At 70.4% G+C, this 25,090-nt stretch carries 22 protein-coding genes; 14 read left to right on the forward strand and 8 right to left on the reverse strand.

Annotated features, from left to right (window positions below):
* Window positions 1–91: 91 nt before the first annotated feature.
* From AB0B64_RS47080 to AB0B64_RS47090, 3 genes are all read right to left on the reverse strand, one after another.
* Window positions 92–1,573 carry a High-affinity nickel-transporter gene (locus tag AB0B64_RS47080; RefSeq protein ID WP_357942845.1) on the reverse strand — a complete coding sequence of 494 codons (1,482 nt, stop codon included), beginning with the start codon at window positions 1,571–1,573 and terminating at the stop codon, window positions 92–94.
* A complete protein-coding gene (locus tag AB0B64_RS47085; protein ID WP_357942847.1) occupies window positions 1,570–2,775 on the reverse strand; it encodes a hypothetical protein in 1,206 nt (401 codons plus the stop codon). Before AB0B64_RS47085 ends, AB0B64_RS47080 begins: the two co-directional genes overlap by 4 nt.
* Window positions 2,776–2,937: 162 nt before the next feature.
* Window positions 2,938–4,314, reverse strand: a complete 1,377-nt coding sequence (locus tag AB0B64_RS47090) for a DUF4331 domain-containing protein (protein WP_357942849.1) — start codon at window positions 4,312–4,314, stop codon at window positions 2,938–2,940.
* 219 nt (window positions 4,315–4,533) lie between these two features.
* Between AB0B64_RS47090 and AB0B64_RS47095 the strand changes: the two genes are divergently transcribed.
* Both AB0B64_RS47095 and AB0B64_RS47100 read left to right on the forward strand, forming a co-directional pair.
* On the forward strand, window positions 4,534–6,246 hold the full coding sequence (locus AB0B64_RS47095; RefSeq protein ID WP_358191187.1) for an ABC transporter ATP-binding protein: 1,713 nt from the start codon (window positions 4,534–4,536) through the stop codon (window positions 6,244–6,246).
* A 234-nt stretch (window positions 6,247–6,480) separates the two neighbouring features.
* Complete coding sequence (locus tag AB0B64_RS47100; RefSeq protein WP_358191196.1) at window positions 6,481–7,305, forward strand: MurR/RpiR family transcriptional regulator; 825 nt, start codon at window positions 6,481–6,483, stop codon at window positions 7,303–7,305.
* 62 nt (window positions 7,306–7,367) lie between these two features.
* Here the strand turns inward: AB0B64_RS47100 and AB0B64_RS47105 are convergent, their stop codons facing one another.
* The 3 genes from AB0B64_RS47105 to AB0B64_RS47115 are packed head-to-tail and all read right to left on the reverse strand — an operon-like array spanning window position 7,368 to window position 9,608.
* Complete coding sequence (locus AB0B64_RS47105) at window positions 7,368–8,114, reverse strand: ABC transporter permease (RefSeq protein ID WP_357942853.1); 747 nt, start codon at window positions 8,112–8,114, stop codon at window positions 7,368–7,370.
* A complete protein-coding gene (locus AB0B64_RS47110) occupies window positions 8,111–9,064 on the reverse strand; it encodes an ATP-binding cassette domain-containing protein (protein WP_358191210.1) in 954 nt (317 codons plus the stop codon). The genes AB0B64_RS47105 and AB0B64_RS47110 overlap by 4 nt, the downstream gene beginning before the upstream one ends.
* A 10-nt stretch (window positions 9,065–9,074) precedes the next feature.
* The gene (locus AB0B64_RS47115; RefSeq protein ID WP_357942857.1) at window positions 9,075–9,608 is read right to left on the reverse strand and encodes a PadR family transcriptional regulator; all 534 of its coding nucleotides are present in this window, start codon (window positions 9,606–9,608) and stop codon (window positions 9,075–9,077) included.
* 53 nt (window positions 9,609–9,661) lie between these two features.
* On the opposite strand from AB0B64_RS47115, the gene AB0B64_RS47120 reads away from it, so the two are divergent.
* The 4 genes from AB0B64_RS47120 (at window position 9,662) to AB0B64_RS47135 (ending at window position 14,045) form a co-directional block, all read left to right on the forward strand.
* Window positions 9,662–10,348, forward strand: coding sequence for an SDR family oxidoreductase (locus AB0B64_RS47120; RefSeq protein ID WP_357942859.1), 687 nt, complete (start codon window positions 9,662–9,664; stop codon window positions 10,346–10,348).
* A 143-nt stretch (window positions 10,349–10,491) separates the two neighbouring features.
* Window positions 10,492–11,838 carry a formimidoylglutamate deiminase gene (locus AB0B64_RS47125; RefSeq protein ID WP_358191224.1) on the forward strand — a complete coding sequence of 449 codons (1,347 nt, stop codon included), beginning with the start codon at window positions 10,492–10,494 and terminating at the stop codon, window positions 11,836–11,838.
* Window positions 11,835–12,998 (forward strand): imidazolonepropionase, encoded by a 1,164-nt coding sequence (gene hutI, locus AB0B64_RS47130; RefSeq protein ID WP_358191232.1) that lies wholly within the window; start codon window positions 11,835–11,837, stop codon window positions 12,996–12,998. Before AB0B64_RS47125 ends, hutI begins: the two co-directional genes overlap by 4 nt.
* A gap of 105 nt (window positions 12,999–13,103) precedes the next feature.
* Entirely contained in the window at window positions 13,104–14,045 is a 942-nt protein-coding gene (locus tag AB0B64_RS47135; protein ID WP_357942866.1) for a sigma-70 family RNA polymerase sigma factor, read from the forward strand.
* A 147-nt stretch (window positions 14,046–14,192) separates the two neighbouring features.
* On the opposite strand, the gene AB0B64_RS47140 is transcribed toward AB0B64_RS47135, so the two are convergent.
* Window positions 14,193–14,762, reverse strand: coding sequence for a TetR/AcrR family transcriptional regulator (locus AB0B64_RS47140; protein WP_358191241.1), 570 nt, complete (start codon window positions 14,760–14,762; stop codon window positions 14,193–14,195).
* Window positions 14,763–14,875: 113 nt separating this feature from the next.
* Between AB0B64_RS47140 and AB0B64_RS47145 the strand changes: the two genes are divergently transcribed.
* Window positions 14,876–15,673 carry an alpha/beta hydrolase gene (locus tag AB0B64_RS47145; protein WP_358191247.1) on the forward strand — a complete coding sequence of 266 codons (798 nt, stop codon included), beginning with the start codon at window positions 14,876–14,878 and terminating at the stop codon, window positions 15,671–15,673.
* On the opposite strand, the gene AB0B64_RS47150 is transcribed toward AB0B64_RS47145, so the two are convergent.
* Window positions 15,674–16,588, reverse strand: a complete 915-nt coding sequence (locus AB0B64_RS47150; RefSeq protein ID WP_357942873.1) for an iron-siderophore ABC transporter substrate-binding protein — start codon at window positions 16,586–16,588, stop codon at window positions 15,674–15,676.
* A gap of 189 nt (window positions 16,589–16,777) precedes the next feature.
* Between AB0B64_RS47150 and AB0B64_RS47155 the strand changes: the two genes are divergently transcribed.
* From AB0B64_RS47155 to AB0B64_RS47185, 7 genes are all read left to right on the forward strand, one after another.
* Window positions 16,778–18,088, forward strand: coding sequence for an ammonium transporter (locus AB0B64_RS47155; RefSeq protein ID WP_357942875.1), 1,311 nt, complete (start codon window positions 16,778–16,780; stop codon window positions 18,086–18,088).
* On the forward strand, window positions 18,085–18,423 hold the full coding sequence (locus AB0B64_RS47160) for a P-II family nitrogen regulator (RefSeq protein WP_184756141.1): 339 nt from the start codon (window positions 18,085–18,087) through the stop codon (window positions 18,421–18,423). Before AB0B64_RS47155 ends, AB0B64_RS47160 begins: the two co-directional genes overlap by 4 nt.
* On the forward strand, window positions 18,420–20,645 hold the full coding sequence (locus AB0B64_RS47165) for a [protein-PII] uridylyltransferase (protein WP_358191266.1): 2,226 nt from the start codon (window positions 18,420–18,422) through the stop codon (window positions 20,643–20,645). Before AB0B64_RS47160 ends, AB0B64_RS47165 begins: the two co-directional genes overlap by 4 nt.
* A gap of 131 nt (window positions 20,646–20,776) precedes the next feature.
* Window positions 20,777–23,686 (forward strand): nitrate- and nitrite sensing domain-containing protein, encoded by a 2,910-nt coding sequence (locus tag AB0B64_RS47170; RefSeq protein WP_358191272.1) that lies wholly within the window; start codon window positions 20,777–20,779, stop codon window positions 23,684–23,686.
* 25 nt (window positions 23,687–23,711) lie between these two features.
* Window positions 23,712–24,134, forward strand: a complete 423-nt coding sequence (locus AB0B64_RS47175) for a roadblock/LC7 domain-containing protein (protein WP_214641598.1) — start codon at window positions 23,712–23,714, stop codon at window positions 24,132–24,134.
* Window positions 24,135–24,160: 26 nt separating this feature from the next.
* Window positions 24,161–24,523: a DUF742 domain-containing protein gene (locus tag AB0B64_RS47180; RefSeq protein WP_357942881.1), complete on the forward strand. Its 363-nt coding sequence runs from the start codon at window positions 24,161–24,163 to the stop codon at window positions 24,521–24,523.
* On the forward strand, window positions 24,504–25,082 hold the full coding sequence (locus AB0B64_RS47185) for an ATP/GTP-binding protein (protein ID WP_225290471.1): 579 nt from the start codon (window positions 24,504–24,506) through the stop codon (window positions 25,080–25,082). Before AB0B64_RS47180 ends, AB0B64_RS47185 begins: the two co-directional genes overlap by 20 nt.
* The last annotated feature ends 8 nt before the right edge of the window (window positions 25,083–25,090 follow it).

A 25,090-nucleotide genomic window follows, 5' to 3' on the forward strand; every position in this document is an offset into this window, starting at 1 on the left:
GAAAGCTATCTCGCCGGGCTCCACCTACGCGGAGCCATCTTGTGGATCCGAAGCCTTCAACCGATCTAAAGATCCGAACTCCATACAGGCCCTAGAGCGCGATGGCCGAGCGGAGGGCCAGGCCCGCGCCCAGCAGCATCACCATGCCGGCCGTGCCCAGCGGTGCCAGGGTGGACAGCCGGGCGGCGAGGCCCCGCCCCCGTGAGGCGCGCCGTTCGAGGCGGTCGACGAGCTTGACCAGCAGCAGGCCCGTCACGGTGAGCGTCGCCGCCATGCCGAGGCCGTACGCCGTGACCAGGGCCACCCCGAACCAGGTACGACCCAGCGCGATCGCCCCCAGCAGCACGATGAGCGCCGACGGGCTCGGCACCAGGCCGCCCGCCACCCCCATCCCCAGCAGCCCGGCCCGCGTCGAGCCCTCGTGCCCATGCCCATGCCCATGCCCATGCCCATGGCCGTGCTCGTGCGCATGGCCGTGACCGTGACCGTGCCCATGGCCGTGCCCGTGACCAGTGGCACGGCGGGTGGACAGGAGCAGGCGCAGGCCGATGAAGGCGATCAGCACGCCGCTGGCCACCCCCAGCCACCCCAGCACCGCCTCCCCGGCCAGCGCCGTGAACGCGCTCAGCAGCAGGCCCACCACCAGCACCCCGACCGTGTGCGTGGCCGTCACCGTGGCCCCCACGACCAGGGCGTCACGCGGTCGTCCGCGCCGCCCGGCCAGGTACGCGGCCATGATCGTCTTGCCGTGTCCGGGGATCAGCGCGTGCCCGGCCCCGAGGAGCATCGCCAGCGCCACGGCCAGCAGCCCGAGCGGCACGGTGAGCGAGTCGGCGCCGACCAGGCCGGTGAACGTCCGGTCCAGCGCCGCCAGCGCGTCCCCGATCGGTCCACCGACGCTGATCGTGCCGAGCCCGGAAGGCGTACCGCCGGAGCCGGGGGAGCCGCCGCCGGACAGGGCGGAGGCGGCGCCGCCGACGGTGACGGCGGCGGTGCGCTGGTCGAGCGGGTCGGTCAGCAGGTCCTCCGGGTATTTGCGCAGCTCGTTACTCACGCTGACCGCCGGCACGGACGACTGGGTCAGCCGTACCCCATCGCCGACGGCGGTGATCTCGCGCCAGCCGATCCGTTCCTGCTCGAACGCGTCGGTGAAGGACACCGCGCCCGACACCCGGGCCTCGGCGACCAGCCCGCAGGTCAGGCGGCTGGTCTGCAGACCGCCCTGCCCCGGCGCGTAGGCGAACGCCGAACGCGACACTCGCCACGGCACCGCCGTACCCCGGACGGTGAGTCGCTGGGCGGCGGCCAGCGTGGCGCAGGTCCTGGCCGCGTACGAGCCGTCCACGCCCGGTTTCGCCTGGAGTGTCGGCAGTTCCGCCGCGTCCACGACCGCCTCGTTCTCCACCCGGTCGGGCCGCAGGCGCAGCCCGTTGTAGTGGTTGACGGTGAAGTTCCCGAGCGGATGCCGGGCCACCGTCTCCGCCCGCGCCGCCGCCACGAACAGCGCCGAGGCGCACGTCGACAACACCAGGCCCGCGACGACGGACAGCAGGCCGAGCCGGAGCACCCTCATGAGAACCTCGCCAGTGCGGGCAGGGACGGATCGAAGCCCGGAGGCACGCGCGCGGGCTTGCCGAGCGCGCGCTCGATCCGGGCGCGGTGGTAGCCGAGCAGCGGGTTGCGCCAGCCGGTCGAGGTGGCCTTCTTCGCGTACGGCAGGGCCTCGCGCGGCTTGCCCGCCTTGAACAGGGCCCAGCCGAGCGCGTCGGCGGCGACGAGGTTGGGATTGCGCGCGTACTCGGTCCTGGCATGCCGTACGGCCAGCGCCGGGTCGCCGTGATCGGCCTCGAACTCGGCCCAGGTGAGGTCGTCCCGCACCCCCGCGGCCCGCAACAGCTTCCGCTGGGCCTCCAGCAGGGTCCAGTCCGGTTTCAGGCCCGCCTTGATCCGGGTCTCGCCCTGCTCGATCAGGTACTGCGACAGCGGCAGCCGCTCGACCACCCGCTGGTAGAGATCGAGGGCCTCGGCCGTCCGCCCGCCGAGCGCCGCGACCCTGGCCTGTCCGGCGAGCGCGGGGGTGTAGGCGGGGTAAGCCTGGAGCGCCTTCGCGTACCAGCCGCCGGCCGCGGCCAGGTCGCCCGAATGCAGGGCCAGTTCGCCCAGGTAGTAACGGGTGTAGGCGACGTCCGCCGGGGCGTAGGCGTCGTTCTGGGCGTACTCCAGGAACTTGCGCGCCCCCGTCCGGTCGCCCCGCAGCTCGGCCGCGTAGGAGGCGCGGGCGAACGACGCCACGCCGGGACGCAGCCCCATCATCCTGTCCACGGCCTTCGAGGCCCCGTTCAGGTCGCCGAGCTGCGTCTTCGCGTCGGCCAGCACCCCGTGCGCCACCGCGCTGTAGGGGTTGACGCCGATGGCCCGCTGCGCCAGACGTACCGCGTCGGAGAACTCGTGGCGGCCGGCGGCGAGCGCCGCCTGGCCGGTCAGGACCGCGTCATCGGCCGGGTTCAGCCGGGCGGCGGTGGCCAGGGCGCCTTGGGCCTTGGTGTAGTACGACGGATCGCCGGTGACCCTGGCCTGGTCGACGTACTCCAGGCCGAGCTGGGCCCAGCCGCGGTAGTCGCCGGGCAGGCGCTTCAGGCGGGCCTGCAGCGTCTCCGTGAAGGTCACGGCCTGCGTGGTTCCAGTAGAGGTCGCCGGCGGGGCGTAGACGGCGTAGGCCGTGACGGCCAGCGCGCCGGCCACGACGAGGCCACCGGCAAGGGCGAGGGATCGCATCCAAGGCTCCGGAGATCGGAAGGGGTCGGCGCGGACGGGTCGAGGGCCGGCCGGCCCTGACGGGGGACAAGGCCGGCCGGCCGGGGGCGCGGCGGGAGTTTGGGAGACGGGCCCGCCGCGGAGGGACCGGCCGGCCCGGAGAGGAGGCCGACCGGTCGGGGCTCACCGCTGGTTCACCGCCACGTTGCTGGGCAGCGGGATGTACGGGAACGAGTCCAGGATGGGCTTGTCGTTCTTGTCGACCTTGTCCGTCAGACCCGGGACGAGCTTGCCGGACAGCGCGGCGCCCGCCACGGCCTGCAGCGAGATGTCCACGACGTCGTCGGACAGGCGGCGGCCGTTCGGGAAGCCCGCCAGGTCACCGGCCAGCACGCCGAGCCGGTTGGGGTCCTTGGACGGCGGGACCGCCATGTTGAGCCGCAGCATCTCGGCGGGCCGCAGCCGGCCGGCGTCCTTGTTGAGGGTCTGCGAGTTCAGGTCGGCCTTGATCGGCCCGTTGCCCTTGGCGATGCCGGTCAGGAAGATCTCGACCAGGTCGCCACGCGGGGTCGCCGGCGCCTTGATGCCGTAGATGCCCTCCAGCAGCCTGGCCACCTCGGGGTCGGTGACGCGCTTGACCACGGCCGGGATTCCGGCGTCCTTGACCGGGGGCAGCGAGTTGAACGCGTCCTTCAGACCGGCCGGCATCACGACCTCGTTGACCAGCGGGTTGCCCAGGCGGGAGACCTGGACGTAGCCGTTCGGGCGCCACTTGTCCGTGGTGGACCAGATGCCGACCACCGGGTTGCGCCGGGCGTCGCCCCGGAGAGCCAGGTCGTGGGCGGGCACCTGGACGGCCAGGGTGCTCACGTTGTAGCCCTTGGTGGTGTCCTGGCCGACCTCGGACAGGTTGCCGCCGTAGAGCAGGTCGAAGACGCGCAGGTCCAGGAAGAACGCCTCGTCGGACTGGCCGGCGTAGGCCTTGCCGCCGTTCGGGAGGCTCTTCAGTGACTGGGCGCGCAGCGTGCCGTAGTCGGGCATCGAGGCGGGGCCGACGTTGCTCGGCGCGACGATGCCGTCCGAGATGAGCGTCCTGGTGCCGCCCTCGGTGATCCGCCTGAGCGTGTAGTGCTGGCGGAAGAGCAGGTTCTCGTCGTGGAGCGAGGTGACGGGCCCGTTGTTGTACAGGAACGTGGCGTTGCCGCGCCGGTCCTCATCGCGGAAGGTCCACTGGTAGACGATGTCGGGCTTGGCGTCGCCGTCGTTGTCGATCTTGATGTTGTAGCGGGACTTGGTGTCGAACGTGTAGAAGTTCGGGCCGCCCTGCGGCTCCTGGAACGGGATCCAGTTGGCCAGCAGTGTCACCGTGTCGGCCTTGTCGGGGCTGACGAACGCGTACACGTCGGTGTTGTCGTTACGCGGGTCCCCCGCGATCATCGGCGCCTCGCGGTGCGAGGAAGCGTCGCCGGAGTCGGTACGGAGCAGGGCGAACGAGGAGGCGGTCAACGCCGCCGCGACGCCCAGTCCGACTAGAGCGCGCCGGTTGATCCGGAGCTCCATGTTCGGTCCTTTCGAGAGTGCTGATCGAGATCGAGAGGTTCCGGCCGGGTTCCTCGACGGCGTATTCGTCGCAACTCCGCGAACGGATGTGTCTTCTCCTCCTCGAGAATGAGACGTCAACGAAGGTTGACATACTTTGGTCGTCAATTTAGGTTGACGGGTGCGGATCGCGATCCGCCGTTCGTTGGGTTTTCGGGATATGTCGCGAGAGGAGACACGGTGATCAGAGAGCTGCTCGCCTACATGCGCCCGCACAGGAAGATCCTGGTGCTCGGGGGGTTACTCGGCCTGGTCGGCTCGGCGGCGGGCCTGGCGATGCCGTTGCTGGCCAAGTACGTGGTGGACGCCTTCGGCCAGGACCGGTCGATGGCCGGGCCGTTGCTCGGGCTGACCGTGGCGGTGCTGGTCGGAGCGGTGGTGTCGGCTCTGGGCACGTACCTGATGGAGCGCACCGGCGAGGGCATCGTGCTGGGCGCGCGGCGCCGGCTCATCGACCGGATGTTCCGGCTCAAGGTCGCCGACGTGGACCGGCTCAAGCCCGGCGACCTGCTGTCGCGGGTGACCGGTGACACGACGCTGTTGCGGGCCGTACTGACCAACGGGGTCGTGAACTCGATCGGCGCGGTGTTCATGATGGCCGGCGCGATCATCATGATGGCGACCATGGACGGCGTGCTGCTGCTGGTCACTCTGCTTGTGGTGGTGGTGATCGGCGGGCTGACCGGGCTGGTGATGCCCAGGATCCAGCGGGCGCAGAAGCAGGCCCAGGAGGCCGTCGGCGAGATGGGCGCCGTGCTCGACCGGGCGCTGCAGGCGTACCGGACGGTCAAGGCCAGCGGCGCGGAGGAGCGCGAGATCGCGGTCGTCGGCGGCGCCGCCACGCGCGCTCGCGACCGGGGGCTGCAGGTGGCCGGGTGGACCTCGCTGGCCGGGGTGGCGACCTGGATGACGGTGCAGATCGCCTTCCTGTGCGTGCTGGCCGTCGGCGGGGCGCGGGTCGCCTCGGGCGTGCTGGAGGTCTCGTCGCTGATCGCGTTCCTGCTCTACCTGTTCTACCTGGTCGCGCCGATCGGGCAGATCGTCGAGGGCATGGTGCAGCTGCAGCAGGGCCTGGCGGCGATGAAGCGGATCAAGGAGATCGAGGACCTGCCCGCCGAGCCCGTCGGCGCCACGGTTCCGGCACTCCTCGCGGCGCGGCCGGCCGGGGTGCGGTTCGAGGACGTGGTGTTCCGGTACGGGGACGACCGGCCGATCGTGCACGACGGGGTCAGCTTCGAGGTGCCGCCCGGCGGGCTGACCGCGCTCGTCGGGCCGTCGGGCGCGGGCAAGTCGACGGTGTTCGCCCTGCTGGAGCGGTTCTACGAGCACCAGGACGGATTGATCACGGTCGACGGCCGGGACATCCGCGACTGGCCGCTCGCCGAGCTGCGGGCCACGCTGGGCTATGTCGAGCAGGACGCGCCCGTGCTGGCGGGCACGCTCAAGGAGAACCTGCTCTTCGCCGCCCAGGACGCCACCGAGGAGGAGCTGCGACGCGCGATCACCCGCACCCGCCTGGACGACCTGGTCGCCAGGCTGCCCGAGGGGCTCGAGACGGCCGTCGGACACCGGGGTGTGCTGCTGTCGGGCGGCGAGCGGCAGCGGGTGGCGATCGCCAGGGCGCTGCTGCGCAAGCCCAGGCTGCTCCTACTCGACGAGGCCACCTCGCAGCTGGACGCGGTCAACGAGCTCCGGCTGCGCGAGGTCATCGCCGAGGTGGCCGCCGAGACGACCGTCCTCGTCATCGCGCACCGGCTGTCGACGGTGACCAACGCGGACCGCATCGTGGTCATGGAGGCGGGCGGGGTGCGCGCGGTGGGCACCCACGACGAGCTGGTAGGCCAGGACGACCTCTACCGCGAACTGGCCGCGACCCAGTTCCTGGTGAGCTAGTCCCGTCTTCCGAACGTGCCGCCCCTTGGCGGGCCCAGCCCTGTCTGGGTGAACCGGGCCAGTACTGCGAGTGACATAGGTGAATATGCTCATTCAGGGATCGCGCCGGGCGAGCGCCGCAAGGCCCGACAACCGGGCCATCCTGGGGCTGTTCCCCGGCAACGAGCCGCCGGCCGGGTGGATCCACCTGGCGCGGGAGGGATGAGAAGTCGGACAGATAGTGTTGGAGCTGCTGTGACAGGTGGATACCACAGTGGTCTGGCCGGGCTTCTCGACGGGCGGCGACTTTCTCCGGTGCAGCGGCGGATCGCCCACTACCTGTCCGAGCATCTCGACGAGTCGATCTTCCTGTCCAGCGTCGAGCTGGCCGAGCGGTCAGGGGTGAGCCAGCCGTCTGTGACGAGGTTCGCCATGGTGCTCGGCTTCGCCGGCTATCCGGAGCTGCGGCAGGCGCTGCGTCCGCTGGTGCTGGGCGGACCGCCGGAGGAGAGCCTGCTCCAGGGCGCCATCGACAGTGAGATCCGTAACCTGGCCGCAGTCAGGGAGCGGCTGGCGGGCCTGCCCCTGAAGGAGCTGGGGGAGTCGCTGGCCGCCACTGAGCCGCTCCCGGTGCTGGGACTGCGGGTCTCCTGCGGGCTGGCCACCACCTTCGCCTACTACGCGCGGCGGATCCATCCGGAAGTGCGGCTGCTGACGCACGGCGGCTCCGAGCTGATCGAGGGGCTGCACGCCGCGCGGCGGGCGGGCGCCGAATGGCTGCTCGCCGTGGTGCTGCCGCGCTATCCGGCCGAGGTGATGCACGCCCTGGAGTACGCCGAGAAGCTGGGGCTGCGGATCGCCGTCATCTGCGACAAAGCCGACTTCCCCGCCGAGGTGGTGCTCGACGCGCCGGTGGGGGATCGGCTGGTGTTCGACTCCCACGCGGCGCCGCTCACGCTGGCCATGGCCCTGGTCGATGCCATGGCCGACGCCGCGCCGCTGCGTACCCAGGCCCGGCTGGAGGAGTACGAGCGGATGACCGACGAGACCGGCACATTCGTCACCGGCGATCTCCCCTGACCGGTTCCGGGCCGCCCGCCTCCGGTCTGACCGGTTCCGGTTCCGGCCCGACCGGCTTGGGGCTAACCGGCGATCCGGCGCAGTGAGCGCACCGACCAGGTCACGGTCAGCGCGGCCAGCACCAGCATGACCGCGAACGCGATCGGGATCGACACGTCGGTCAGATTCCCCGCGAACAGCGCCCGCCCCGCCACCACCGGGTGGTACATCGGATTGAACACGGCCACCTTCTGCATCCACTCCGGCGCCAGCGTCATCGGCAGCAAGGCCCCCGACAGCAGCATGACGGGCAGGGCGAAGAACTGCATGATCTGCGCCATGCCGTTCTCGTCCCGCAGCGACAGCGCCAGACCGTACGCGATGCCGGAGGAGAACAGGCCGGTCACCGCGATGAGCAGCACCATGACGACGAGCCCGGGCAGGCTGGCGCGCATGCCCATGACCAGCGCGATCACGATCACCACGACCGACTGGAGCATGAGCACGACCCCGTCGCGGAGTGTGCGGCCGAGCACGATCGACGGGCGCCAGGCGGGGCTGACCGCGATGCGCTCCAGGACGCCGCTGCGCAGCTCGTAGATCATGCCGTAGCCGACGCCGATCGCCCCGAACAGCGCGGTGATCACCAGCATGCCCGGCGCGAAGCTCGTGAGCTGCGCGGAGATGGGCTGCCCGGCGGCACCCGCCACCAGCGGGCCGAACAGCAGCAGGTACACCACCGGCTGGACGATGCCGAACAGCGGCCAGATCGGGTTCCTGAACGTGTTGCGCAGCTCGTACACCAGAAAAAGCAGCGTGTGGCGGATCATGCGGCGGCTCCGGTGTCGCGCAGGGATCGGCCGGTCTTGGCCAGGAAGACGTCGTCGAGGGTGGCGCGGTCGAGCGCGATCGAGGACAGGGCCAGGCGCTGCTCCTCCAGCGCCCGCAGCAGTGTGGGCAGGGCGTGCTCGCCGTCGTCAACGTACACGCGCAGCACGTCGTCGTCGACGCGCGTCTCGCGGGCGTACGGCTTGAGCGTCGCGGCGGCCCGCTCCGTCTCGTCCAGCCTGAGCGTGACGACGTCGTCGGCGACCTCGCGCTTGAGCTCGCCCGGTGTACCCTCGGCCACCACCAGGCCGTGGTCGACGATCACCAGCCGGTCGCACAGCGCGTCGGCCTCGTCGAGGTAGTGGGTGCTGAGCAGCACGCTGGTGCCGAGCTCGCGCAGCTGCCTGATGCGGTCCCAGAGATTGGCGCGGTTCTGGGAGTCGAGCCCGGTGGTGGGCTCGTCGAGGAAGAGCAGCGGCGGGCTGTGCACCAGCCCGAGCGCGATGGCCACGCGCCGTTTCTGGCCGCCGGAGAGTGTACGGCCGGGCCGGTCGGCGATCTCCGTCAGGTCGAACCTGGCGAGCACGTCGGCCGTGGCCCCGGCCGGGTCGGGCACACTGTGGATCTTCGCGGCCATGATGATCTGCGCTCGTGGCGTGGTGCTCTCCTCAACCCCGCCGGCCTGGCTGACGTAGCCCAGGTTGCGCCGGACGGCGCCGGGTGCCTTGAGCAGGTCGTGCCCGGCGACGGTGGCCGTGCCGGCGTCGGGCGTGATCAGCGTGGCGAGCATTCTGATCGTGGTCGTCTTGCCGGCGCCGTTCGGGCCGAGGACGCCGAAGATCTCGCCCTTGCCCACTTCGAGGTCGACACCACGGACCGCTTCCACGGTCTGGGTGCCCCTTCTGCCTCTGGTGATGAATGTCTTGCGTAAGCCGTGCGCCTCAATGATCATTTGCGGCTCCTTACGGTAGTTCGTCGTTCTCGACTCTGGTGACCGCCTTCTCCGCCCAGTCGAGGTGCGCGGCGAGCATGGCGACGGTCAGGCGGAGGTTCTCGTCGACGTGCCGGGGGGCGCCGTAGCGCTGCTTGACGCCGTAGATGCTCTCCATCGTCTCGATCGACATCCTGAGCTGCCGGATCCTGCCGTCGAGCGCGTCGAGGATCTCCTGCTTGGGCAGGCGGTCCATGAACGTGAGCGCCACCTGGAAGGGATCGATGATCGGCCTGATGTCGTACCAGGTCTCGAGCAGTTGCCGGTGGAAGTCCCTGCGGCCCGCCTCGGTGATCTCGTAGACCGTCTTGCCGCCCTTGCCGCTCTCGACCACCTCAAGCAGGCCCTCTTCGGCCATCTTGCTCAGCCCGTGATAGATCGAGCCGAACGCCACGTTGGCCCAGTGCTCCGCGCCCATCACCTCCAGATGCCGGCGGACCTGATATCCGTTGAGCGGCTTGTCGAGGAGGCAACCGAGGATGAGCACACGGGTTGAAGAAGACATGTACAAGTTTGTAGTCAAATTTGAACTCATGTCAAGGTCATAAACTGAGCCGCATGACTGAACGACCGATCGCGCTGGTCACCGGCGCCTCCCGTGGTGTCGGCGAAGCGATTGCCAGAGCGCTGGGGCCCACGCACCACGTCATCCTCGGCGGCCGCGACCGCGACACGCTGGCCGCCCTGGCGGCCGAACTGCCCGATGCCAGGGTGTGGCCGGTCGAGCTGACCGAGGTCACCGAGGCCGACGTGGCGGGCGTCGAGCGGCTCGACCTGCTGGTGCACAGCGCCGGGATCGGCCTGCTCGGCAAGGTCGCGGAACTGAAGACCGACGTGTGGCGCAGGACGATGGAGCTCAACGTGATCGCCGTCGCCGAGCTGACCCGGCTGCTGCTGCCCGCGCTCAGAGGGGCCGGCGGTCATGTGATCTGCGTCAACTCCGGCGCCGGGCTCCGGGCGAACCCCGGCTGGGGCGCCTACGCGGCGAGCAAGTTCGCGCTGCGGGCCTTCGCCGACGCGCTGCGCCAGGAGGAGACCGAGCTCAGGGTGACCACCATTTACCCGGGCCGGGTGGACACCGACATGCAGCGCGGCGTCCGTGAGCAAGAGGGCGGCGACTACGAGCCCGACAAATACCTCAAGCCCGAGTCCGTGGCCCGCGCGGTGCTGGCCATCGTCAACGCCGGGCCCGATGCGCACCTGACCGAGCTCACGCTGCGGCCCAGCGCGGGCCCGGTCAACTGAATGGATTCATTCACTACCGCGTCCTCGCCCCCGCCGGGGGTCGTACGCGATCCCACCGGCGTGTCCCAATCCCCGGACGAGCATGCCGAGCAGGCAGACTGCGAGGCGGGGGTCGTCGCTCTCGCGAACGTTCTGGAGGACCTGTGTCGGTGACCTACTGGTGCGAGCACGCCTGGCTGCCCGACGGCGTCCACGAAAGCGTGCTCATCAGGGTGGACGGGACCCGAATCGCCGACGTGACGCAGGGCGACCCTGACGGCGCCGAACGCCTGGTGGGCCTGACGATGCCCGGCCTGGCCAACGCCCACTCCCACGCCTTCCACCGGGCGCTGCGCGGCATCACGCAGGCGGGCGCGGGCGACTTCTGGACGTGGCGCGAGCGGATGTACGAGGTGGCCGCGGCGCTCGACCCGGACCGTTATCTCGCCCTGGCCAGGGCCGCGTACGCGGAGATGGCGCTGGCGGGGGTCACCTGCGTGGGCGAGTTCCACTACCTGCACCACGCGCCGGACGGCCGGCCGTACGACGACGCGAACGCGATGGGCCACGCGCTCATCCAGGCCGCCCGAGACGCGGGCCTGCGCATCGCGCTGCTCGACACCTGCTACCTGACGGGCGGCATCGGCACAGGCGCGGCGGCCGGTGGCGGCACGGGACTGGTGGGGGCGCAGGTGCGCTTCGGGGACGGGGACGCCGACCGGTGGGCGAGCCGGGCCGACGAGCTGGCCGCCGCCTACGAGGGGCAGCCCGACGTGGAGATCGGCGCGGCCGTCCACTCGGTGCGGGCGGTGCCGGCGGAGCAGATGCCGGTGGTCGCCGAGTTCTCCCGCCACCACGCGGCGCCGCTGCACGCGCACGTCTCCGAGCAGCGGGCCGAGAACGCCGCGTGCGTGGAGATGTACGCGGCCAGCCCGGTGCAGGTGCTGCACGAGCGGGGCGTGCTCGGACCGCGCTCCACCGCCGTCCACGCCACCCACCTGAGCGACGTCGACATCGAGCTGCTCGCCCAGTCGAGCACGCACATCTGCATGTGCCCCACCACCGAACGCGACCTGGCCGACGGCATCGGGCCCGCCAGGACGCTGTTCGACCGCGGCGCGCCCATCACGCTCGGCTCCGACAGCCATGCCGTCGTCGACCTGTTCGAGGAGGCCAGGGCGGTCGAGCTGGACGAACGGCTGGCCACCGGCGAGCGCGGCCACTGGCGCGCCGAGGAGCTCCTGACCGCCGCCACGGCCGCGGGCCACACCTCGCTGGGCTTCCCCGACGCCGGGCTGCTGGTGCCGGGCGCCTGGGCGGACCTGGTCTCCGTACGCCTCGACTCGGTCCGTACGGCGGGTGCCGGCGGGGTGGAGGCGCTGGTGTTCGCGGCGACGGCGGCCGACGTGCACTCGGTGATCTCAGGTGGCCGGCGCGTCGTGTCGGACGGGCGGCACACGCTGGGCGACGTGGGCGCCATGCTGACCGAGGCGATTGGATGGGTTCGATGACCTCTGTGCTGTTCGACGGGATCAAGCTGCTCTACACCGGGGATCCGGAGCGGGAGGAGATCGAGGACGCGGCGCTGGTCGCCGAGGACGGCCTGGTCACCTGGGTGGGCCCGGCGGAGCGGGCGCCGGACGCCGACGAGCGGGTGGACGCCGGGGGCCGGGCCGTCATCCCGGGGTTCGTGGACAGCCACGCGCACCTGGTGTTCGCCGGTGACCGGACGCACGAGTTCCAGGCGCGCATGTCCGGCGTGCCCTACACCGGTGGCGGCATCAGGACCACGGTCGCCGCCACGCGCGCGGCCTCCGACGCGGAGCTGGCGACGAGGGCCGCCGCCCTGGTCGGCGAGATGCGGGCGCAGGGCACCACGACCGTGGAGATCAAGAGCGGTTACGGGCTGACCGTCGAGGACGAACGGCGCTCGCTGGAGATCGCCACCGGGCTGACCGACGAGACCACCTACCTCGGGGCGCACGTGGTGCCGTCGGGCATCGCGGCCGACGACTACGTGCGGCTGGTCACCGGCGAGATGCTGCGGGCGTGCGCGCCGTACGCCAAGTGGGTGGACGCCTTCTGCGAGCGCGGCGCCTTCGACGGCGACCAGACCAGAGCGGTGCTGGAGGCCGGGATCAAGGCGGGGCTGCAGGCCAGAGTGCACGCCAACCAGCTCGGCGAGGGGCCCGGCGTGCAGATTGCCTGCGAGGTAGGCGCCGCCTCGGCCGACCACTGCACCCACCTGAGCGCCGCCGACGTCGACGCGCTGGCCGCCTGCGCCCCGAAGGACGCCCCTGGCACCGTGGCGACGCTGCTGCCCGGCGCCGAGTTCTCCACCCGCTCGCCCTACCCCGACGCCAGGAGGCTGCTCGACGCGGGGGCGGTCGTCGCGCTGGCCACCGACTGCAATCCCGGCTCCTCATACACCTCGTCGATGGCGTTCTGCGTGGCGCTGGCCGTGCGGGAGATGGGCATGACGCCGCTGGAGGCGATCAGGGCCGCGACCCGTGGAGGGGCCCGCGCGCTGCGGCGTACGGACGTAGGCTGGTTGCTACCGGGAGCCCGCGCGGACCTCGTCGTGCTCGACGCTCCGTCCTACGTCCATCTCGCCTATCGGCCGGGTGTTCCCCTCGTTCACCAGGTGTTTCTCGGTGGTCTCCTCCTTTAGGAGGACATCCAGAACCGTCCCCTGGTCGTAGCCCTTTAGGGAATCTTTGCATCTGGCCGGACGTTGGCCGGATAAGAACGTAGCTGCGGAACGAGGTGCCTGGGGATGGCAAGGCCTACGGGGAGTCGCACGCAGGAGCAGCACGTCGCTGATCGCGATCTGCTGGGGACCTACCTGGCGGAGATCGGGCGGGTCCCGCTGCTCACGGCGGAGGAAGAGGTGGAGCTCGCCAAGCGCATCGAGGCGGGCCTCTTCGCCGAGCAGCTGCTCGACAGCGGGGGTGCGGAGCCGCGCATCGGTGACGCGGCCGATGAGGAGCTGGAGCGCGTCGCGGTCTCCGGCCGGCGGGCGAAAGACGAGTTCATCCAGGCGAACCTTCGCCTGGTGGTGGCGGTGGCCCGCAAATACTCGGGCCGCGGGATGCCGCTGATCGACCTGGTCCAGGAGGGGAACCTGGGGCTGGTCCGGGCGGTGGAGAAGTTCGACTACAAGCGGGGTTACAAGTTCTCGACGTACGCCACGTGGTGGATCAGGCAGTCCGTGGGCCGGGCCATCCACGAGCAGGCGCGGCCGGTGCGGCTGCCCACCCACGCGGGTGAGCAGATGACCAGGCTGATGCGGGTGCGCCGGGACATGCTGGCGGAGTTCGACGTCGAGCCGACCGACGAGGACCTCGCCGGGATCCTGGAGCTGCCGATCGAGCGGGTCCGGGAGCTGCGCCGCTGGGCGTCGGACCCGGTGTCGCTGCAGCTCGGGGTGGGCGACGAGGACGAGACCGAGCTGGGCGACATGATCGCCGACGAGACCTGGGCCGATCCGGAGCAGCAGGCGATCGACATCCTGGAGCGCGAGCGGCTCGACCAGTGGCTCACCGATCTCGAGGGTGACACCCGCGACATGCTGCGCTGGCGCTATGGGCTGGTGGACGGTCGCGAGCACACCCTGACCGAGGTGGGCGAACGCTACGGCATCGGCCGCGACCGCGCCCGCCGCATCGAGCGCGACGCGCTGGCCCGGCTGCGGAAGATGGCCACCGCGGCGGCATAACAACCAATTTTCTTTTACGGCAGAGCACGGTGGGCCCCACCCGCCGTGCTCGGTTGCCGTCTGTCCAGGGGCACGCTCCTCCGGTGGCGCGGGCTGGGCGCCGTGACGTGCGCATTCTTGGCCCCGGTCCGTGGATCCCAGCCGTCTTCAGGGGTGGCGCAGGATGCGCCGGAGGAACTCCTCTACCGCCGCCTCCGCCGTTTCGCGCTCGCCGCCCCTGGCGACCAGCAGGGCGCTCTCGTTGATGGCGGCCAGCAGCATGTGGGCGTGCAGGTCCAGGAAGCCGTCGGGGATGGCGTCCGTGGCGCGTAGCGCGCCCTTCAGCATGCCGAAGGAGTAGCGCTCCTCCATCGCCCGCCACCGCTCCCACCCCAGCACCGACGGCGCGTCGATCAGCACGATGCGCTGGATCACCGGATCGCCCGCGAGCCTGATCCAGGCCAGAACGCCGGCCCGCAGCGCCTCGGCGGGGTCGGTGATGCCCGCGACCGCCTCGACGATCTTGACGCCGATCCCCGCCTCCGTCGCCTCCAGCACCGCCTCGAACAGCGCGTCCTTGCCCGCGTAGTGGTGGTAGAGGGCGCCTCGGCTCAGCCCCGACTCCTGGAGGACCGCCTCGATCGAGGTGCCCTCGTAGCCGTGCTCGGCGAACAGCCGCGTGGCGATCGCGAGGAGCTGGTCGCGGGTGGCCGCGCCGCGTTCCGCCTTGAGGTTCATGGAACCACTGTAGAAGCGGACCTCTGCCCGCAGGCCATGGACAAACCGACAGTCGGTCTGTAATTTCGTAGACCGACAGTCGGTTTGTAATCTAGGCATGAGGACACAAGATCATGAACGACATCAGTTACGTGGACGTCGGCGACGGACCGGTCGCCCTGTTCGTGCACGGCGTAGGCACCAGCTCCTACCTCTGGCGCAACGTCATCGCCGAGCTGCGCGACGAGCGCCGGTGCGTGGCGATCGACCTGCCCCTGCACGGCGGCAGCGCGCCGCGCGACGACCTCTCCATCCCCGCGATGGCCGAGGCGGTGGAGGAGCTCTGCGCCGAGCTCGAGCTGGACCAGGTCGACCTGGTCGCCAACGACACGGGCGGCGCGGTGGCGCAGGTCTTCGCCGTACGCCACCCGGAGCGGCTGCGCTCACTCACGCTCACCAACTGCGACGTCCACACCAACACGCCGCCGGAGACCTTCCAGCCCACGGTCGACCTGGCCGCCCGGGGCGAGCTCGCGCCGCTGACCGCCGCGCTGCTGGACCAGCCGGAGCTGCTGGCCCGGACGGCGCTCGGCGACGGCTATGAGCGCATCGACGATCCGGCGGACCTGGTCGACCACTACCTGCGGCCGATCTTCGACAAGCCCGACGGCGGGCGGGCCTTCGAGCGGCTGCTGACCTCGATCGACGCCAAGGACATGATCGCGATCGAGCCGCTGCTCACCGTGCTGGCCGTGCCGACCCTGGTGGTGTGGGGGACCGGCGACCTCTTCTTCGACGTGAGCTGGGCCCGCTGGCTGCGCGACACGATCCCGGGCGTGAAGGAGATCGTGGAGATCGAGGGCGGGCGGCTGTTCTTCCCCGACGAGCGGGCCGGCGAGCTGGTGCCGCACCTGCGCCGGTTCTGGGGCTGATCAGGCGAGCGGGGCCAGGTACTTGTCCAGGTCGTCGAGGATCCCGCCGGCGGCCGTGACGCCGATGCCGAGCATCCAGACCTCGTCGTCCACGTTGTGGGCGTTGCCCGACTTGACCGCCCCGAGGTTCTTCCAGAGCGGGCCGCCGGTCACCGACGCCTGGCTCTTGGCCGCCGCCTGGCCGTAGGCGGTGTAGAAGACGGCGTCGGCGTCGGCCTGGGCGATGTTCTCCTGGCTCAGCTTGCCGAAGCGCTTGTCCTGCTGCGTGGCCAGCATCTGCGTCTCCGGGCGGGGGATGCCGGCGTCGCCGACGACGATGCCGCTGAAGGACTCGGGGCCGTACATCCGGATCTCCGTCGGCATGAAGCGGACGATGCTCACCTTCAGCTTCGCGTACTTGGCGCCGACCTGCTTGGCCCGCGTCTCGTAGGCCGACAGCAGCCCGGCCGCCTGGTCCTTCTTGCCCAGGGCCTCGGCGTCGAGCAGGAAGTTCTGCTTCCAGGTGACGCCGACCTTCTCCGTGAACACGGTCGGGGCGATCTTGCTGAGCTTGTCGTAGAAGGCCGCCTGCCGGAACTTGGTGCCGAGGATGAGGTCCGGCTTGAGCGCCATGATGGCCTCGATGTTCGGCTGCTGGAGGGTGCCGACCGCCTTGGTCGCCGACAGCGCCGAGCCGAGGTACTTCGGCCACGCCTGGCTCTCGGTGGCCTGGGCCGCGCCCACGGGGGCCAGGCCCAGCGAGACCATCGTGTCGAGTTTGTCGGTGTCGAGAACCACGACCCGCTTCGGCTCCATCGGCACCTTCGTCTGGCCCATGGCGTGGGTGACCGTCCTGGTCGGCCCCGCCTGCTGGGCGGTGGTGGAGGTGCCGCAGGCGGCGAGCACGAGAAGGGGCAGCAGGAACGCCAGACGCATTGGGGGATCCCTTGATCGATTAGGTTAGGCAAGCCTAAGTCTATGCCCGAATATTCGGAACGCGCGGTCCGAAACATGGACGAAACACCAGTGGGACGAGATTCACGAATGTGAAACACACCCGGTCGAGCCACGAAACTCCGGGCGAACACGCTGTGGCCACACGTCACATGTAAGGAGGGTCGCGTCGTGAAGATCGACAGCGGCACGACGGCCTGGATGCTAGCGGCCACCGCGCTGGTGCTGCTCATGACACCAGGGCTCGCGTTTTTCTACGGGGGCATGACCAGGGCCAAGAGTGTCCTGAACATGATGATGATGTCGTTCGTCAGCATCATCACCGTCACCATCGCCTGGGTGCTCTACGGACACTCGCTGGCGTTCACCGACAACAGCATGTCGTGGCTGAACAACTTCGTCGGTGGTCTCGACGCCCTCGGGCTGCAGAGCCTGGTCGAGACGGCCACCAAGCCCGACGGCACCGGCATGCCCAGCCTGGTCTTCTCGGCCTTCCAGCTGACGTTCGCCATCATCACCGTCGCCCTGATCAGCGGCGCCATCGCCGACCGGGCCAAGTTCGGCGCCTGGGTGCTGTTCAGCTTCATCTGGGCGAGCATCGTCTACTTCCCCATCGCCCACTGGGTGTGGGGCACCGGCTGGCTGAACGCCCTGGGCATCGAGGACTTCGCCGGCGGCACGGTGGTCCACATCAACGCCGGTGCCGCGGCGCTGGCGCTGGCCCTGGTGCTGGGCAAGCGCAAGGGCTGGCGCAAGGAGCCGATGCGGCCGCACAACCTGACCCTGGTGCTGCTCGGTGTGGGCCTCCTGTGGTTCGGCTGGTTCGGTTTCAACGCGGGCTCCGAGCTGGCGGTCGACGGCACGGCCGGCCTGGCGTTCATGAACACCCAGATCGCCACCGCCGTCGCGGCCGGCGCCTGGATCGTGGTGGAGAAGCTGCGCGACGGCCACGCCACCAGCCTCGGCGTCGCCTCCGGCGCGGTCGCCGGTCTGGTCGCCATCACCCCCGCCTGTGGGTTCATCGACCCCTGGGCCGCGATGCTGCTCGGCCTGATCGCCGGCGCGGTGTGCGCCTACGCGGTCGGCCTGAAGTACCGCTTCAACTTCGACGACTCGCTCGACGTGGTCGGCGTGCACCTGGTCGGCGGCGTGATCGGCGCCGTCTCGCTCGGCTTCCTGGCCGTTTACCCCTTCCTGGACCAGCAGAACAAGGGCCTCTTCTACGGCGGCGGCTTCACCCAGCTCGGTCTCCAGGTGCTCGGCCCGATCGCGGTCGGCGGTTACTCCTTCATCGTGACCTGGGTCATCGGTAAGATCATCGACAAGACGATGGGCTTCCGCATCCCGGTCGAGGACGAGGTCACCGGTATCGACGTCACCACCCACGCCGAGACGGGATACGACCTCGGCACGGTCCACGCCTCGGGCGTGAGCTCCCCGAACGGCCCTCTGGCCCCGGTAACCAAGAAGGTGGAAGCATGAGGCTCATCACCGCCGTCATCAAGCCGTTCAAGCTGGACGACGTGAAGGCCGCCCTCGAACAGTTCGGCGTCAAGGGCATGACGGTCAGCGAGGCCAGCGGCTACGGCCGCCAGCGCGGCCACACCGAGGTCTACCGCGGCGCCGAATACCAGGTGGACCTGGTCCCCAAGGTGCGCCTCGAGGTGCTGACCGAGGAGGAGGACGCCGAGGACGTGATCGACGTCATCGTCAAGGCGGCTCAGACAGGCAAGATCGGTGACGGCAAGGTGTGGTCCGTCCCGGTCGACACGGTGATCCGGGTCCGCACCGGAGAACGGGGTCCAGAGGCCCTGTGAGGGGTGAGGCTCGTACCTACGCCGCGGCCCGCAAGGAGCGGGCCGCGGACACTGACCGCTGGCTCAAAGACCTCTTCCGTACGGCGAGTGACGGCGAGCACGTCGCACTGGTCGCCGTAGGGAGCCTGGGGCGCGGCGAACTGGCCCCCGGCAGCGACCTCGACCTCGTCCTCCTGCACAACGGCAGGGACGACGTGGCGCGGATCGCCGACCGCGTCTGGTATCCGATCTGGGACTCCGCCGTCGGCCTCGACCACTCGGTGCGAACCGTGGACGAGGCCGTGGCGGTCGCCCGCGACGATCTCAAAGCCGTGCTGGGCCTCATCCAGGCCAGGCACATAGCGGGCGATCCCGAGCTGACGAAGAAGGCCAGGGAGTCCGTGCTCGCCGAGTGGCGCGCCGACTCCCGCCGCCGGCTCGGCGAGCTGCGTGAGGCGGCGGACCGGCGCGCACAGGTCAGCGGCGAGCTGGCCTTCCTTCTCGAACCCGACCTCAAGGACGGCCGCGGCGGCCTTCGCGACGTCCAAGCCATGCAGGCCGTGGCAGCGGCCTGGGTCGCCTCCGCGCCCGGTCCCCGGGCGCGTGAGGCCTATGAGTTCATCCTCGACGTACGCCACGCCCTGCACACCGTCACCGCGCGAGGCACCGACAGACTGGTGCTCCAGGAGCAGGAAGCCGTCGCCGGGCTGCTCGGCTTGCTCGACGCCGAGGCCCTGATGCGCAGGCTCGCCGAGGCGGGCCGGACGATCTCTCACGCCTTCGACGCCACCTGGCGCACGGTTGACAGGCTGGTGTCGGGACCGGCTCCACGGGGCCGCCGACCGCTGGCCGACGGCGTGGTCGAGCACGGTGGTGAAGTGGTGCTCGCGCGTGGCGTCGACCCGCGCAAGGACCCGGTCCTGGTGCTGCGCGCCGCCGCCGCGGCGGCCGACTCGGGGCTGCCGCTCGCCCCCGCCACCATGTCCGTCCTGGCTGCTCAGTCGCCCCCCATGCCCGTGCCGTGGCCTGAGGAGGCCCGTGACGCGCTGGTGTCCATCCTGGGCGCGGGCCGTGCCGCCGTGCCCGTCTGGGAGGAGCTTGACCAAGCGGGCATTCTTGTCAGGCTGCTTCCTGACTGGGAGCGCGTACGACACCGCCCGCAGCGCAACCCGATCCACCGGTTCACCGTCGACCGGCACCTGATCGAGGCCGCCGCCAACGCCGCCAGCCACACCCGCGAGGTCTCCCGCCCCGACCTGCTGCTGATCTCGGCGCTGCTGCACGACATCGGCAAGGGCTGGCCCGGTGACCACTCGGCGACCGGCGAGGTCGTGGTCCGCGACATCGGGACCCGCATCGGCCTGCCCGCCGCTGACGTCGAGACGCTGGCCACCGTCGTACGCCACCATCTGCTGCTGCCCGAGACCGCTACCCGCAGGGACCTCGACGACCCCGTCACGATCGAGAAGGTCGCCGGCACGGTCGGCTCGCGCGAGGTGCTGGACCTGCTCGCCGCGCTGGCCGTCTCCGACGGGCACGCCACCGGCCCGGCCGCCTGGAACGCCTGGAAGGCCGGGCTCGTCGCCGACCTCGTGCGCCGCGTCCGCTCCGTGCTGTCCGGCGCGCCGCCGCCCAAGGCGCCCAGCCTGTCGGCCGAGCAGGCCGCGCTTGCCCGTCACGGCGGCGCCGCCATCCGCGTTCATGGGGGAGCCGTCACGGTCGTCGCCCCCGACCGGGCCGGGCTTCTGTGGAGCGCCGCCGGCGTGCTGGCCGCGCATCGCTTGATCGTCCGCTCCGCCTCGTCCGCCGCCGCCGGCTCCACCGCGGTGATCGAGTTCTCCGTCATCCCCGAATACGGCACCCCGCCGGACCCCGCCACGCTGGAGGCCGATCTCCGTCTGGTCCTTGCTGGGCGCCTTGACATCGAGCAGCGTCTTGCCCGCCGTACCAGGTCTATGAGACCCCCTCGTGTTCCTGTCGCTCCACCCCGTGTCACCTTGGTAGACGACGCCTCGGCGACCGCTACCGTCGTTGAAGTCAGGGCCCATGACAGACCGGGACTCCTGTGGCGCATTGGACGGGCTTTCGGCGAATGTGGTCTTGACGTGAGGGCCGCTCGCGTGGAGACTCTCGGCGCGGAGGCGGTGGACGTCTTCTACGTGGTCGATCGTGCCGGACGGCCCCTCAGCGACGGCGCCCAGCGGACCCTGGTCCGCGATCAGGTGCTTGCGGCACTTCGATAACCAACAGCACACACGAGTTACGGGTATGTTTTGCAGCGACGTGCCCGTTTTGCCGGGAAAGTCGGGTGCTTTACCTAGTGGACGGGCTCAACCCGCCGACGGAACGGGATGATTGAGGGGTAGCGGAAGCAGTGACTACGGGGAACTCCGAAGGCGGCCAAACCGCCAGGCAGGCCCGCGGAAAGCGGCTGCTGCCCCGGCTGGGGCTGCGTAACTGGCGCGTGAGATGGCGTCTCACCGCGCTGGTCCTCGTTCCCACCATGGCGGGAGTCGTGCTCGGGGGAGCGCGCGTGGTGGGCTCGGTTCAGAGCATCGGCGACTACGACCGCACGGCGCTCGCCGCGGAGCAGGCAGGTCACATCCGCGACCTGGTACAAGCGCTCGGGCTGGAGCGTGACACCGGCGGCTGGCTGGCCGCCTCCAGCAGGGTGCGCAAGAAGCTCACCGAGCCGTACAAAGAGCGCAAGGCGAAGGTCGACGCGCTGGTCAGGACCGTGCAGGCCGACATGGCGGTCATGGACGAGTCCTACGGCGACCGCGTGCTCAACGCGGTCAAGCGGGCCCGCTACGACTTCAACGTCCTGAACAGGACCCGCAGCGAGGGCCAGAAGGACACCACCCGCTACGACTCGCTGCTCGACACGCTGCTCAAGCTGCACGACGAGCTGAGCCTGCTCAGCGACGACTCGCAGATCATCGGCCAGTTCCGCGCGCTGAGCGCGCTGGCGCGCGCGAAGGAGGAGGTCTCCAAGCAGCGCGTCCAGCTGCTCAAGGGCTACTACAACTCCGCGAGCGTGGACGCCAAGGAGGTCGAGCGGTTCATCGCCTCCAACGCCAGGCAGCGCGCGGAGATCGCCTCCGTCGGCCAGGAGGCCGGACCGGTCGTCGGCCTCGCGCTGTCGAAGGCGCTGACGGCGCCCGAGTACTACAACACCGAGCTGACCAAGGCCCGCGCCATCACGCTCGCCGCCGGCAAGGCACCGGGCGTCAGGATCAGGGACGACCTGCTCGCCCAGACCGACCCCAAGAAGCCGGCGCCGGACCAGTGGTTCGACGACAACGCCACCGCCATCGACATCCTCCACTCGATCGAGGGCGACCTGAGCCAGAAGGTGGCGCTGCGTAGCCAGGAGCTACGCGACTCCGAGACCCGCAACGCGATCATCGCCGGTGTGCTCATCGTGGCGCTGCTGCTGCTCGTCCTGCTGTTCACCGTCGCGATCGCCCGCTCGATGGTCACGCCGCTGCGCCGCCTGCGCACCGAGGCCCTGGAGATCGCCGGGTTCCGGCTGCCCGACGTGGTGCGCAAGCTCCGCGTCACCGGTGACGCCCCCGCCGACGTCCGCCCGATCGAGATCGAGGGCGACGACGAGATCGGCGACGTGGCCAGGGCCTTCGACCAGGTGCACCGCCAGGCCGTACGGCTGGCGGGCGAGGAGGCCGACCTCCGCAGCAACATCAGCTCGATGTTCGTCAACCTTTCGCGCCGCACCCAGACGCTGGTCGAGCGGCAGATCTCACTGATCGACGGCCTGGAGAAGGGCGAGCAGGACGGCGCCCGCCTGGCCGACCTGTTCAAGCTCGACCACCTGGCCACCCGCATGCGGCGCAACTCGGAGAACCTCCTGGTCCTGGCCGGGCACGAGGCCACTCGGAGGCGCAGTCAGCCGGCCAAGCTGGTCGACGTGGTCCGCGCGGCGCTGTCGGAGGTCGAGGGCTACGAGCGCGTCCAGGTCAAGGTGCACCGAGCCACCTCGGTGCTCGGCAGCGCGGCCAACGACCTCGTCCACCTGGTGGCCGAGCTGGTCGAGAACGCCATCCAGTTCTCCCCGAACAACTCCAACGTCGTGGTGTCGAGCAGCCTCATCGAAGGCGGCGGCGCGCTGCTGTCGGTGAACGACGTCGGCATCAGCATGACCGACGACGAGCTCGCCGAGGCCAACCGGCGCCTGGCCGAGCCGCCGGTCGTGGACGTGTCGGTGTCGCGGCGGATGGGCCTGTTCGTGGTCGGCCGGCTGGCGCTGCGCCACGGCATCCGGGTCCAGCTGCGCAAGGGCGAAGGCACCGGGCTGATCGCCATGGTGCTGCTGCCGCCGTCGCTGATCCCCGACGGCTCCCGGCCGCCGCTGCCCCAGCGGCCCGGGTTCGGCGCCGGTACACCTCCGAACGGCATGCCCGCGAACGGCGTGCCGTCGGCCACACCGTCCAACGGCGTGCCCGCGCCCAACGGCACGTTCCGGTCGTTCGCCAGCTTCGACTCCTTCGACACCGGCTCGGGGACGTCGCGTCCCTTCACCGCCGACACGGACGGCGGGGCGCACCGGCCGTCCTTCGACTCGGGCGGCTTCCCGTCGTACCCGAGCCAGTCGCCGTCGTACCCCAGCCCGAGCCAGCCGCAGTCGTATCCCACACCGGACCAGGGGCCGCGGTCGCCCGGCCGCGCGTATCCGGTGCAGCCGCCGGCCTCCGGGCCGCAGTATCCGGCCCAGCCCCCGTCGTACCCCAGCCAGGAACGTACCGGTTCCTTCCCCTCCTACCCCGGTCCCGGCTCTGATGGCGCGTTCCAGACGCCCTACAGCACCGGTGAGCCGCGTCGGCAGGACGCGCCGCCGTCGGTGGACGTCTCGCCCATGGAGCCCGGTCAGGAGGAGTTCCTGCCGATCTTCGCCGCCGTGGAATCCGCCTGGTTCCGCCGGCCGTCGGAAGAGCGGGCACCGGATTCGCCGGGCCGGGATGAGTCGACCCCCGCACAAGCCATACTCTCTGTGGAGGATTCGTGGCGAAACCCCGCTGACGCCGGTTGGCAGGCGGCGGCCGCCGCGAGCGATCCCAGCCTTGGGGGCACCACGTCCTCGGGGCTACCCAAGCGCACTCCGAAGGCGAACCTGGTTCCTGGTACGGCCGGCCAACCGCAGCAGTCGCAGCGGCAGGTCCCGATGCCACCAGTCTCCGCCGAGCGGTCGCGCAGCAGGTTGGCGAGCTTCCAGCAGGGAGTACGCCGGGGTCGTGCGGAAGTACGTGGACAGGAGGAACAACAGTGATGGAGCGTCCTGCCGGGGAGGGCGAGTGACCACCCTTAGCCATGAGGCCCACAGGTTCGACTGGCTGATCACCGACTTCGTGCGGAACACGCCCGGAGTCGCGCATGCCGTCGTCGTCTCGGCCGACGGCCTCTGCCTGGCCAGCTCCGAGGGCTTCCCGCCGGACCGCGCCGACCAGCTCGCCGCGGTGTCCGCAGGCCTGCTGAGCCTGACCGTGGGCGCGTCCCGGGTGTTCGAGGGCGGCTCCGTGTCGCAGACCGTCGTCGAGATGCAGCGCGGGCTGCTCGTCGTGATGGCGATCAGCGACGGCTCCGTCCTCACTGTGCTGGCGGGGATCGACTGCGACATGGGACTGGTGGCGTACCAGATGACGCTGCTCGTCGACAGGGCGGGCCAGGCGCTGACGCCGGCCCTGCGGGCGGAGCTTCAGGCGGCCAGGACGCGGTGATGCAATGGAACTGATGGGGGAGGGCCGTGTACGGCATTGACGGAACCGGGGACGATGAGCCCCTGTTCCGTCCGTACGCGGTGACCGGCGGCCGCTCAGAGCCGCGCTACCACCTGGCGATGGAGACGCTGATCTCGTCGATGTCCATACCGGATGACGAGATGTCCATGCTCACTCCCGAGCAGGAGGCCATCATGCAGCTCTGCCGCTCGTTCCGGTCGGTCGCCGAGATCTCGGCCCTGCTCCGCGTCCCGCTGGGCGTGGCTCGAGTGCTCGTGGCGGACATGTCCGACGAAGGACTTGTCCGCCTGCACCAGCCACGTCTCAGCGAGGGACAGCCAGACCTCAACATGCTCGAAAGGGTGCTCAGTGGACTTCGCAGGCTCTAGCCCCGGCCTCACGTCGACGAAGATCGTCGTCGCGGGCGGGTTCGGCGTCGGCAAGACGACGTTCGTGGGGGCGGTGTCCGAGATCCTGCCGCTCACCACGGAAGCGGTGATGACCGACGCGTCCGCGGGCATCGACGACCTCGGCATGACGCCGAACAAGCAGACGACGACCGTCGCCATGGACTTCGGGCGCGTGTCGCTGGACCGTGACCTGATCCTTTACCTGTTCGGCACACCGGGACAGCACCGGTTCTGGTTCATGTGGGACGACCTCGTGCGCGGCGCGATCGGCGCCGTGGTGCTGCTCGACACGCGGCGCCTGGCCGACAGCTTCCCGGCGATCGACTACTTCGAAGAGGCCAAGCTGCCGTTCGTGGTCGGCGTCAACGGCTGGGAGGGTCAGTTCCCGCACTCGGAGGAAGAGGTGCGCGAGGCGCTGGCGCTGTCGTCGAACGTGCCGATCGTGCGTACGGACGCGCGGCACCGCGAGTCGGTGAAGGGGACGCTGATCTCCCTCGTCGAGCACGTCGTTCGCCTGCGCGCGGCGCCCGTCTCCTAGCGGGCATC

This window comes from Nonomuraea sp. NPDC049129 (genome assembly GCF_040648495.1).
Lineage (GTDB): Bacteria > Actinomycetota > Actinomycetes > Streptosporangiales > Streptosporangiaceae > Nonomuraea.